We start from the raw sequence: 11632 nt of genomic DNA, 5'->3' as shown, positions 1-11632 counted from the left end.
AAGAGAAGGCGTGAAGTTCAGAACCCGAGCGCGGCCTTGCCGGCGTTGAGCAGCACGGTGTCGGCCTGCGGCGCGTGCACGCGGCCACACAGCGCGTCGCGGTAGTGGCGCTCCAGCGGGTTGGCGCGGTCGAGGCCGTGATTGCCGGTGGCCGACAGCGCGAGCTCGAGGATGCGCACCGCGTTGCCCGTCACCAGGTGCTTGACCTGCTGCGCATGCAGCGGATCGGGCGTGGCGGCGGCATCGGCGCGGCGCGCCGCGTCGTCGATCAGCGTGCGGTTGACCAGCAGCAGGGTCTGGATCTCGCCCACGATGCCCTGCAGCCGCGGCACGGTGGCCAGCGGCGCGCCCAGGTTCGAGGGCACGCGTTCGTGCAGGAAGCGCCGCAGCCAGTCGCTGCCGGCGCGCGCGATGCCGTCGTAGAGGGCCGCGATCAGCACGCCGTTCCAGACCTCGACCACGGCGCGGCGTGCCTGGCCCTCGGGCGCGCCGGGCGGATGGAAGCCCAGCGCGTGGCCGGCGGGCACGGCCACCTCGTCGAGCCGCACTTCATGGCTGGCGGTGGCGCGCAGGCCGGCATGGTTCCAGGTCGGCACCACGCTGAGCCCCGGCGCATCGCCGGGCACCAGCACCGTGCCGACGCACGGTGCGTCGTCGCTGCCGGTGCGTGCCAGCACCAGCCACCAGCGCACGATCGGGCTGCCGGTGGCGTAGGCCTTGCGTCCGCTCAGGCGCCAGCTGCCGTCGGGCTGCGGCGTCGCGACCGTGCCCGGCAGGCCGCCGCGGATCGCCGAGCCCAGGTCGGGCTCGGCCTGCAGCGCGTTGAGCACGCCGCGGCCTTCGACCGCGGCGCGCGCGATGGCTTCGTAGCCCGCGGGCGGGTTGCGGCCCAGCGTGTGGTGCATCAGGTAGTTCATCGCCAGCAGCAGGCCGGTCGAGGCCTCGCCGCCGCCGACCGCGCCCACCACGCGGGCCGCATCGGCCAGCCCGCCGCCCAGGCCGCCGTGCGCGGCCGGCACGGTCAGCGCCAGCAGGTCGAGCGCGCCCAGGCGCTCGAAGTTGGCATGCGGGAAGCTCGCTTGCTGGTCGTGCTCGGCCGCGGTGGCGGCGAATTCGTCGCGCAGGCTGGCCAGCAGTTCGTCGCTGATGCGCGCGAGCGGCAGGGAATCGGAATGGCCCATGGGGTGTTCGCTTTCAGGAGATGGCGGAAGGTCTCAGGCGGTGGCGGCGGCCTGCTGTTCGGCCAGCGTCGGGTAGTCGATGTAGCCGCGCGGTCCGCCGCTGTAATAGGTCGATGGGTCGGCCTGATTGAGCGGCGCGTTGCGCCGAAAGCGCTCGGGCAGGTCGGGGTTGGCGATGTAGAGGCGCCCGAAGGCCACGGCGTCGGCCAGCCCCTGCGCGAGCACCTGCTCCGCGGTCTCGCGCGTGTAGCCACCGTTGAGGATCAGCGGGCCCTTGAACAGCGGCCGCAGCAGCGGCGCGAGGAAGGGATCGCCCGGCACCGGGCCCGGCCCGGTGCCGGTGGCCGAGGGCTTCTTCGCCAGCCGCAGGTACAGCGGCAGGAAGGGGTCCTCGTCGTGCGTGTTGCCTTCGAGCATGTGCAGGTAGGCGATGCCGCGCCGGTCGAGCTCCGTCGCCACATAGGAGAAGGTGCGCACCGGGTCCGAGTCGCCGATGCGGTCGGAGCGGAAATGCGGCGAGATGCGCACGCCGACGCGGTCGGCGCCGAGTTCGGCGATCGCCGCATCGACCACCTCGAGCAGGAAGCGCGCGCGGTTCTCGAGCGAGCCGCCGTAGGCGTCGGTGCGCCGGTTGGTCTCGTCGCGCAGGAACTGGTCGACCAGGAAGCCGTTGGCGGCCAGGATCTCCACGCCGTCGAAGCCCGCCTCGCCGGCGCGGCGCGCGGCGGCGCGGAAGTCGTCGACGATGGGCCCGATCTCGTGGGTCTCGAGCGCGCGCGGCACCGGGAAGGTCTCCAGGCCCTCGGCCGTCATGATGCCGCCGACGGCCTCGATGGCCGAGGGCGCGACCGGCCGCTCGCCCGGCGGCAGCGTCGACAGCAGCGCCTTGCGCCCCACGTGGTAGAGCTGCTGGAAGACCGTGCCGCCGGCCGCGTGGATCGCATCGGCCACGCGCCGCCAGGCCGTGTTCTGCCGGTCGGTGTGGTGCGCCGAGGCGTTCGCCCGGGTCGTGCTCTGCGGCGAGATGTGGCAGCCCTCGGTGATGATCAGGCCGGCCGAGGCGCGCTGGGCGTAGTAGACGTCGACGAGTTCGGTCGGCGCGCGGTCGGCGTCGGAGCGCGCGCGCACCAGCGGCGCCATGATCGCGCGGTTGGGCAACACGCGGGCACCGAGAACGAGGGGTTCGAGCAGCTTCATGGGTCTTCGGCGCGGTCGCCGGCGGAATGCAGAAGCGGCAAAGATAAGACAGAACGGTCTGTCTACTTAGAAGGAATGCGCAGGTCGATATGCGGCCGCCAAGGATGGGCCGTGCCGGCAAATTGCAATTCCGCTAAGGTGGAAAGCTGGCCGCGCCGCGACCGTTCCTGTCTTTGTCCCGCTTCCGCCAAGGCCCCGATCCCATGACGCCCCTCGCCGCTTCCGATGCATTTCTTCAACGCCGGCAGCTGCTGGCCGCGCTGGCCCTGCTGCCGGTGGCGGCCGGCGCCGCCGCCGTGGCACCCGGCGCCGACGCGGCCCTGCACGCCGCGGTCGACGGCCGACAACGCAGCGCCGCCAACCGCGCGCGCGATGCCGCGCGCCATCCTTACGAGACGCTGGCCTTCTTCGGCCTGCGCCCCGACTGGCAGGTGGTGGAGATCGCACCGGGCGGCGGCTGGTACACCGAGATCCTGGCGGCCTACCTGAACCCGAAGGGCCGGCTCTACGCGGCGCACGAGCCGGCCGACGGCTCGCCCGGCCAGCAGCGGGCCCGCGCGGCCTTTCGCGCCAAGCTGGCGGCCGACCCGGCCACCTACCGGCGCGTGGTGCTGGGCACCCTGCCGGTGGCGGGCTTCACCGACATCCATCCGCCGGGCGGTGCCGACGCGGTGCTGACCTTCCGCAACATCCACAACTGGATCGCCGACGGGCATTTCGACGAGACGCTGCGCGCTTTCCACGCCGTGCTCAAGCCGGGTGGCGTGCTGGGCGTGGAAGAGCACCGGGCGGCGCCGGGCACCTCGCTGGCGCGGGTGATCGAGAGCGGCTACGTGCCGCAGGACTTCGTGGTGGAGCGGGCCCGCGCGGCGGGCTTCGTGCTGGCGGGCGCGAGCGAGGTCAACGCCAACCCGCGTGACAGCCACGACCATGCGCAAGGCGTCTGGGCCTTGCCGCCCACCTTGCGCGGCGGGGCCGTGGAGCGGGAGAAATACCTGGCGATCGGTGAGTCCGACCGCATGACGCTCAAGTTCGTCAAGGCCGGGAGCTGATCGCGCCCCTCACAGCCTGCGTCCGGCGCGGCGCCGGGAAAAATTTGTCTCAGGATTTGGGCTGATCGTCCAGCGCGGCGATCGTCGTCTCGACCTGCTTGGCCATCCGGCGTTCCAGATGGTTCCATCCGCGATAGGTGGGCACCAGGGTCAACCATCCGATACCGATCACACAGAACAACGCCACGAACAATTCGAAATCCATCGCCGTACCTTGAGAAGAAAGCAGCGGGAAGGCAGCCATGCCCACACCACCGCATGCGGCGACGACCCAGGAAGGTCAGCGCTCGTTGAGCCGACGGACCGCACCCAGGCCCGAGAACCACGCATCCATGGGCTTGTCATGGGCACGCTCGCCGAATTCCTTCGGCTTGAAACACAGCAGCTCACCCGGCATGGTGACCGCCTCCAGCAGGACGTAGTGGAACTCGCCCTCCTCCAGTTCACTCACGCTGAGTGCCAATCGCCCGGACCCGGTCATATCTGCTCCAAATTCCAATGTAAGAGCGCGTTTGTAAGCGCATCGCAGCAAAGGGGAGTGGCAGTTTTCCGCGCAATGGGAAACGGACAGGATCAAATGTTACTTCGAATACACATTTCGTGACGAATTTGCATGATTATCTGTCAACTCTTTTGTCTCGTTTTAGCCGAGAAAGAGATCTTCTCGCAGCGTGATCCCGCAAAGCGCCGCTCAGCCGCCTTGGAGAAGGCGCCCGACTACTGTACATTGATACAGTCATGTCCTTGCCGCCACGGTCCGGTACGCCCGCCACGCCCCCGCTTCGCAAGGTGTCGGTGCGTGCGCTCTGCGCTTTCGGGGCCAAGGCCGGCGACCTGGACTTCCGTTTCACGCCCGCGCCCAGCGCGCAGGAAGGCATCGCCGGCCATCTGCTGGTCCAATCGCGGCGCGACGACGACTACCAGCGCGAGCTCACGCTGTCCGCCGTCTTCGAGGGGCTGGAAGTGCGCGGCCGCGCCGACGGCTACGACCCTGCCGAGCAGCGCATCGAAGAGATCAAGACCTTCCGCGGCGACGTCAACGCCATCCGCGAGAACCACCGCGCGCTGCACTGGGCCCAGGCCAGGACCTACGGCTGGATGCTCTGCGAGAAGCACGGGCTGGCGGCCATCGAGGTGGCGCTGGTCTACCTGGAGATCGCGAGCGGCGAAGAGACCGTGGTCGCCATGCACTGCACGCGCGAGGCGCTGCGCGAAGGCTTCGAGGACCTGTGCACCCGCTACATGGCCTGGGCCGTGCAGGAAGCGCAGCGCCATGCCGCGCGCGACACCGCGCTCGATGCCCTCGACTTCCCGCACGCCGGCTTTCGCGCCGGCCAGCGCGAATTGGCCGAGAGCGTCTACCGCGCGGCCTCGGCCCGGCGCTGCCTGATCGCGCAGGCCCCCACGGGCATCGGCAAGACCGTGGCCACCGTGTTCCCGCTGCTGCGCGGCTGGAGCGCGCAGAAGACCGACAAGCTGTTCTTCCTCACGGCCAAGACCTCGGGCCGCGCGATCGCGCTCGAGGCGCTGGAGCGCTTCGGCCCGCCCGCGCCCGCGCTGCGCATCCTCGAACTCACCGCGCGCGAGAAGATCTGCGAGTACCCGGGCCGGGCCTGCCATGGCGACGCCTGCCCGCTGGCGCGCGGCTTCTACGACCGCCTGCCCGCCGCGCGCAGCGAGGCCGCCACGGTGCAGCGCCTGACCGGCGACGCGCTGCGGGGCATCGCGCGCACCCACGGCGTGTGCCCCTATTTCCTGTCGCAGGAGATGGTGCGCTGGAGCGACGTGGTGGTGGCCGACTACAACCACTGGTTCGACAGCAGTGCCTTCCTCTACGCGCTGGCGCGGCAGGAGGAATGGCGCGTCGCCGTGCTGGTCGACGAGGCCCACAACCTGCTCGAGCGCGCCCGCGCGATGTATTCGGCCACGCTGGACGCCGGCGCGCTGGAGAGCGCCCATGCCGCGGCCCCGGCCGGCCTGCGGCCCGCGCTGGCCCGGGTGCGGCGCGAGTGGCGCACGCTGCAGCAGGCGCAGCCCGCCGCCTACACGCCGCACGACCAGGTGCCCGAGGGCCTTCAGCAGGCGCTGCAGGATGCGACGGTGGCACTGGCCGAGCACTTCGCCGCGGCGCCGCAGGAGGCCGGCGGGCCGCTGCAGCGCTTCTTCTTCGATGCGCTGCAGTTCGTGCGGCTGGCGAACGCGCTCGATGTCCATTCGGTGTTCGAGAGCCAGCAGCCCTCGGCCGACGAAAGCTGCACGTTGACCGTGCGCAACCTGGTGCCTGCGCCCTTCCTGCGGCCGCGCTTCGCCGCCTCGATGAGCACCGCCTGCTTCTCCGGCACCATCGCGCCCTTCCCCTTCTACCGCGACATGCTGGGCCTGCCCGAGGACGCGGTCGAGCTCGACGTGGGCTCGCCCTTCCACGCCGCGCAGCTCGAGGTGCGCGTCGCCAGCGCGCTCTCGACCCGCTACCGCGACCGGGGCCGCGCGCTGCGGCCGCTGGTCGACCGCGTGGCCGCGCAGTTCGCGCAGCGCCCGGGCAACTACCTGGCCTTCTTCGGCAGCTTCGAATTCCTCGAGGCCGCGCGCACGCTTTTCGCCCGCTGCCATCCGGGCATCCCGAACTGGACCCAGACCGCGCAGATGCCCGAGGCCGAACGCAGCGCCTTCGTGGCGCGCTTCCGCGCGGGCGGCCAGGGCGTGGGCTTCGCGGTGCTGGGCGGCGCCTTCGGCGAAGGCATCGACCTGCCCGGCGACCGGCTGATCGGCGCCTTCATCGCCAGCCTGGGCCTGCCGCGCCACGACGAGCGCCACGAGCTCATGCGCGAGCGTCTCGACCGGCGCTTCGGCCAGGGCACGGGCTATGCCTACACCTACCTCTACCCGGGCCTGCGCAAGGTGGTGCAAGCGGCCGGCCGGGTGATCCGCACGGAGCAGGACGCGGGCGTGCTGCACCTGCTGGACGACCGCTTCGACCAGGCGGAGGTGCGCGCGCTGCTGCCGGCGTGGTGGCGCATCGACCCCGACAGCGGATCAGGTCACTGAAAAAACAGCCATACACCATCCATGTGGATGGTGATAGGATGGCGCATGGCCTCCTCCACCCCCACCAAGCCCAAGCCGCCCCCCGACTCCGAGAAGATCACCATCAACCTCGGCTACGTCGATTTGGGCCACATCGACCTGATGGTGGCCGAGGGCTTCTATTCCAACCGCACCGACTTCATCCGTACCGCGATCCGCAACCAGCTGACGACGCACGGCGAGGTGCTGCGCCAAGTGGTCACGCGCAAGACGCTGGTGCTGGGCCTGCAGCACTTCTCGGCGGCCGACCTGGAAGCCGTGCGGGCGGCGGGCCAGACGCTGCAGATCCGCGTGCTCGGGCTGGCCAGCATCGGCGCCGAGGTCTCGCCCGAGCTCGCGCTCGCCACCATCGAATCCCTCACCGTCCTGGGCGCCCTGCATGCCAGTCCGGCCGTCAAATCCGCGCTCGCCGGGCGCATCCACTGAACAGGCCCAGACCATGAACACCGACTTCCAACACCTGATGAGCGAGGCCACCCGCCTCACCCGCGAGGGCGACCTGCGGGGCGCCACCGCGCTGCTGATGCGGCAGGCCCATGGGAACGCCGCCGGCGACACCGGGGCCCCGGTGGTCGACGACGTGATCGAGGCCGAAGTGCGCGTGATCGACGAGGCACCCGCCCCCGCCGCCGAACGCGCGCCGGCCGAATCCTGGAGCGCCCACCGCTTCAGCCACCAGGGCCGCCAGATCGCCTACCGGCTCTACGTGCCGGCCCGCGCGGCCGACGCGCCGCGGCCGCCGCTGATCGTGATGCTGCACGGCTGCACCCAGGACGCCCAGGACTTCGCCACCGGCACGCGCATGAACATCCTGGCGCGCGAGGCCGGCGCGATCGTGCTCTACCCCGAGCAGACGCAGCATGCGAACGCACAGAAGTGCTGGAACTGGTTCAAGCCCCAGCACCAGCGGCGCGAGCGCGGCGAGCCCGCGCTGCTGGCCGCGCTGACCCGCGAGATCGTGGCCACGCAGGGCGCCGATCCGGCACGCGTCTACGTCGCCGGGCTGTCGGCCGGCGGTGCCATGGCCGACATCCTGGGCCGCACCCACCCCGACCTGTTCGCGGCGGTGGGCGTGCACTCGGGCCTGCCCGCGGGCGCGGCGCACGACCTGCCGTCGGCCCTGGCCGCGATGCGCGGCGGCCCGGCCGTGGCGATCACGGACGGCCCGGCCCCGCCCACCGTCGTCTTCCACGGCGATGCCGATGCGACGGTGCACGCGCGCAACGGCACGGCCGTGGCCGACGCCGCGCGCCGCGCGCGGGGGGCGACAGGCGCGGCCGAAGTCACGCAGGGCCCGCGCTTCACCCGCACGCGCCATGCGGCCGCCGACGGCGCCAGCGCGGTCGAGCACTGGCAGTTGCACGGCACCGGCCATGCCTGGTCGGGCGGCAGTGCCGGCGGCAGCTACACCGCGCCCGGCGGGGTCGATGCCAGCGCCGAGATGCTGCGCTTCTTCCTGGGCCACAGGCTGCACCTGCCGACGACCTGAGCGGTCTTGGCGACCGTGCGCTGACGCGCCGCGCGCGGGCGCATACGATCACGCCCATGACCTCCGCTCTTTCCTTCGACAACCCCTACGCCCACGGCTTCGCCCGGCTGGCCGTGGCGGTGCCCCGCAACCGCGTCGCCGACCCGGTGTTCAACGGCCGCGAAACGGTGCGCATGTACCGCGAGGCCGCGGCCGAAGGCGCCGTGCTGGTGGCGTTTCCCGAACTGGGGATCTCGGCCTACACCTGCGACGACCTGTTCCACCAGACCGCGCTGCTCGAAGGCTGCGAGGCCGCGCTGGCCGAGGTCATCGAGGCCTCGCGCGGCGTGCCCACCGTGGCCGTGGTCGGCCTGCCGGTGCGCGCCGACCATCGCCTGTTCAACTGCGCGGCCGTGGTGGCCGACGGCGTGCTGCTGGGCGTGCTGCCCAAGACCTACCTGCCCAACTACGGCGAGTTCTACGAGGGCCGCCAGTTCAGCGCCGCCGACAGCGCCATCGCCACCGAGATCACGCTGTGCGGCCAGCGCGCGCCCTTCGGCGCCAACCTGCTGTTCAAGGCGCGCAACCTGCCGCTGCTGACCCTCCACGTCGAGATCTGCGAGGACGTCTGGGTGCCGATCCCGCCCTCGAGCTATGCGGCGCTGGCCGGTGCCACCGTGCTGGTCAACCTCTCGGCCTCGAACATCACGGTGGGCAAGGCCGACTACCGCCATCAACTGGTGAGCCTGCAGTCGGCACGCTGCCTCGCGGCCTACCTGTACTCCTCGGCCGGCATCGGCGAATCGACCACCGACCTGGCCTGGGACGGCCAGGCGCTGATCTACGAAGGCGGCGAGCTGCTGGCCGAGAGCGAGCGCTTCAGCAACCACTCGCACCTGATCACGGCCGATGCCGACCTCGAACGCATGGCGCACGAGCGCATGCGGCAGAACTCCTTCGGCGTGTCGGCGCAGCGGCACGCGGCCGCGCTGCGCGAGTGGCGCACCGTCGAATTCGACCTGCCCGCGATCCCGCAGCAGGCCGGCGCGCTGCGCCGCACGGTCGAGCGCTTCCCCTACGTGCCGGCCGATGCCGCCACGCGCGACGAGCGCTGCCAGGAAGTCTTCAACATCCAGGTGCAATCGCTGGTGCAACGGCTCGAGGCCAGCCACATCCAGAAGGTGGTGATCGGCGTCTCGGGCGGGCTCGATTCCACGCACGCGCTGCTGGTCTGCGCCCAGGCCATGGACCGGCTGGGCCGGCCGCGCAGCGACATCCTGGGCTACACCATGCCCGGCTTCGCGACCAGCGACCGCACGCTGCAGCAGGCCCACGGGCTGATGGCGGCCATCGGCTGCAGCGCGAAGGAAATCGACATCCGGCCCAGCTGCAAGCAGATGCTGGCCGACCTGGGCCATCCCTTCGCCGACGGCGTGCCGCAGTACGACATCACCTTCGAGAACGTGCAGGCCGGCGAGCGCACCAGCCACCTGTTCCGCCTGGCCAACCACAACGGCGCGATCGTGGTCGGCACCGGCGACCTGAGCGAGCTCGCGCTGGGCTGGTGCACCTACGGCGTGGGCGACCACATGTCGCACTACAACGTGAACGCCAGCGTGCCCAAGACGCTGATCAAGCACCTGGTGCGCTGGGTCGCCGACGCGAGCATCCTGAGCGCCGACGGCAGCGCCGTGCTGCGCGCCATCGTGGCCACCGAGGTCAGCCCGGAGCTGGTGCCCTCGGGCGATGCCTCGGCCCGGCAGCCGGGCCAGCGCACCGAAGACACCATCGGGCCGTACGAGCTGCAGGACTTCCACCTGTACTACATCTCGCGCTACGGCTTCCGGCCGTCGAAGGTGGCCTTCCTGGCCTACAGCGCCTGGCGAGACCGCACGCTGGGCCGCTGGCCCGAGGCGCTGGAAGGCGAGGAACACAACCAGTACGCGCTGGCCGACATCACGCGCCACCTGCACACCTTCCTCTATCGCTTCTTCAAGACCAGCCAGTTCAAGCGCTCCTGCGTGCCCAACGGGCCCAAGGTGGGCTCGGGCGGCTCGCTCTCGCCGCGCGGCGACTGGCGCGCGCCCAGCGATTCGGAGCCCGAGGTCTGGCTGGCCGAGCTGAAGCGCGTGCCGGCCGATGCGGCCGCGCCGCTCGGCCCGCGCTGATCAGCCCACGTTCACCGGCACGAAGATCCGGTCGGTGCCGCGCTGGATCAGCAGCGCCACCGACTTGCCGGACTTCGCGACCACCGCGCGCACCTGCTCGGCGCTGCTGGCCGGCGTGCCGTTGATCGACAGCAGCACGTCGCCCGGCTGCACGCCGGCCAGCGCCGAGGGGCCGGCCGCGTCTTCGATCAGCAGGCCGCCCTCGACCGCGGCTTCGCGCTTCTCCTGCGGCTGCAGCGGACGCAGCGCCAGGCCCAGCTTGCCCTTGCCCACCGCCTCGTCGTTCGAGGCCACGGTGGTGCCCTTCTCGGCCGCATCGGCCAGCTTGGCCGTGAGCTCCACGCGCGAGCCCTGGCGCCACACGTCGAGCGTCACCTGGCTGCCCGGCTTGCGCTGGCCGATCACCGCGGGCAGGTCGCCCGAGGACACGATGGGCTGGCCGTCGACCTGGCGGATCACGTCGCCCGAACGCAGGCCGGCCTTCTCGCCCGGGCTGCCCTTCTCGACGTTCGACACCAGCGCGCCTTCGGGCTTGTCGAGCTTGAAGGAATCGGCGAAGGCCTGGTTGACCTCCTGCACCGCGACGCCCAGGCGCGCGTGGCTGGCCTTGCCGGTGGCCACGATCTGGTCCTTGATCTGCACCGCGACGTCGATCGGGATCGAGAAGGACACGCCCTGGAAGCCGCCGCTGCGGCTGTAGATCTGCGAGTTGATGCCCACCACCTCGCCGCGCGTGTTGATCAGCGGGCCGCCCGAGTTGCCGGGGTTGATCGGCACGTCGGTCTGGATGAAGGGCACGTAGCTGTCGTCGGGCAGCGAGCGGCCCTTGGCGCTGACCACGCCCGCGGTCACGGTGTTCTCGAAGCCGAAGGGCGAGCCGATGGCCAGCACCCACTCGCCGACCTTGAGGTCCTTGGTGCTGCCGATGGCCACCGTGGGCAGGTTGCTGGCCTCGATCTTGAGCACCGCGATGTCGGTCTTGGCATCGGCGCCCAGCACCTTGGCGCGGAACTCGCGTCGGTCGGTCAGCTTGACGGTGACCTCCTTGGCGTCCTTCACCACATGGGCGTTGGTGATGATGATGCCGTCGGCGTTGACGATGAAGCCCGAGCCCTGGCCGCGCGTGGGCACTTCGCGCTCCTGCGGCTGGCGGCCGCGTGGGCCCATCTGGCCCTGGAAGCGGCGGAACAGTTCGGCCATCGGATCGTCCGGGTCCATGCCGTTGGGCAGGCTGCCGTCGAAGGAGGTCTTGGTGGTGCCGGTGACGCTGATGTTCACCACCGCCGGGCCGTCGCGCGAGGTGATCTCGGAGAAGTCCGGCAGGGTCATGACCGGCGCGGCCACCACGGTCGCCACCGGCCCCGGGGCCACGGCGCGCGCGCTGGTGTAGGCGCCTGCGCCCACGGCACCGATCACGCCGGCGGACGCCAGCGCCAGCACCAGGCCTTTGGTCGAGGTCAGTCGGGTGTTCATGAAGTTTCC

At 71.2% G+C, this 11632-nt stretch carries 10 protein-coding genes; 5 read left to right on the top strand and 5 right to left on the bottom strand.

Annotation, left to right across the window (positions count from 1 at the left end):
- Positions 1 to 17: 17 nt before the first annotated feature.
- Positions 18 to 1181 carry an acyl-CoA dehydrogenase family protein gene (locus QTI20_RS01780; protein ID WP_286550614.1) on the bottom strand — a complete coding sequence of 388 codons (1164 nt, stop codon included), beginning with the start codon at positions 1179 to 1181 and terminating at the stop codon, positions 18 to 20.
- A gap of 33 nt (positions 1182 to 1214) precedes the next feature.
- Positions 1215 to 2378, bottom strand: a complete 1164-nt coding sequence (locus QTI20_RS01775; RefSeq protein ID WP_286550615.1) for an alkene reductase — start codon at positions 2376 to 2378, stop codon at positions 1215 to 1217.
- 203 nt (positions 2379 to 2581) lie between these two features.
- On the opposite strand from QTI20_RS01775, the gene QTI20_RS01770 reads away from it, so the two are divergent.
- Positions 2582 to 3430, top strand: coding sequence for a class I SAM-dependent methyltransferase (locus tag QTI20_RS01770; protein ID WP_286550616.1), 849 nt, complete (start codon positions 2582 to 2584; stop codon positions 3428 to 3430).
- A 49-nt stretch (positions 3431 to 3479) separates the two neighbouring features.
- On the opposite strand, the gene QTI20_RS01765 is transcribed toward QTI20_RS01770, so the two are convergent.
- Entirely contained in the window at positions 3480 to 3674 is a 195-nt protein-coding gene (locus QTI20_RS01765) for a hypothetical protein (RefSeq protein ID WP_183022982.1), read from the bottom strand.
- 36 nt (positions 3675 to 3710) lie between these two features.
- Complete coding sequence (locus tag QTI20_RS01760; RefSeq protein WP_183022981.1) at positions 3711 to 3881, bottom strand: hypothetical protein; 171 nt, start codon at positions 3879 to 3881, stop codon at positions 3711 to 3713.
- Between the two features lie 287 nt (positions 3882 to 4168).
- Here QTI20_RS01760 and QTI20_RS01755 point away from each other — a divergent pair, with 287 nt between their 5' ends.
- The 4 genes from QTI20_RS01755 to QTI20_RS01740 are packed head-to-tail and all read left to right on the top strand — an operon-like array spanning position 4169 to position 10150.
- The gene (locus QTI20_RS01755) at positions 4169 to 6475 is read left to right on the top strand and encodes an ATP-dependent DNA helicase (protein WP_286550617.1); all 2307 of its coding nucleotides are present in this window, start codon (positions 4169 to 4171) and stop codon (positions 6473 to 6475) included.
- Between the two features lie 45 nt (positions 6476 to 6520).
- Positions 6521 to 6940 carry a ribbon-helix-helix domain-containing protein gene (locus tag QTI20_RS01750; protein ID WP_286550618.1) on the top strand — a complete coding sequence of 140 codons (420 nt, stop codon included), beginning with the start codon at positions 6521 to 6523 and terminating at the stop codon, positions 6938 to 6940.
- 13 nt (positions 6941 to 6953) lie between these two features.
- Complete coding sequence (locus tag QTI20_RS01745; protein WP_286550619.1) at positions 6954 to 8003, top strand: extracellular catalytic domain type 1 short-chain-length polyhydroxyalkanoate depolymerase; 1050 nt, start codon at positions 6954 to 6956, stop codon at positions 8001 to 8003.
- A gap of 56 nt (positions 8004 to 8059) precedes the next feature.
- Positions 8060 to 10150, top strand: a complete 2091-nt coding sequence (locus QTI20_RS01740; RefSeq protein ID WP_286550620.1) for an NAD(+) synthase — start codon at positions 8060 to 8062, stop codon at positions 10148 to 10150.
- On the opposite strand, the gene QTI20_RS01735 is transcribed toward QTI20_RS01740, so the two are convergent.
- Positions 10151 to 11623 carry a DegQ family serine endoprotease gene (locus QTI20_RS01735; RefSeq protein ID WP_286550621.1) on the bottom strand — a complete coding sequence of 491 codons (1473 nt, stop codon included), beginning with the start codon at positions 11621 to 11623 and terminating at the stop codon, positions 10151 to 10153.
- Positions 11624 to 11632: the final 9 nt, after the last annotated feature.

The organism is Variovorax sp. J2P1-31, assembly GCF_030317215.1.
GTDB lineage: Bacteria > Pseudomonadota > Gammaproteobacteria > Burkholderiales > Burkholderiaceae_C > Variovorax.
The sequence above is the reverse complement of the archived record's forward strand: the minus strand, read 5'-3'. Positions and strand labels throughout refer to the sequence as shown.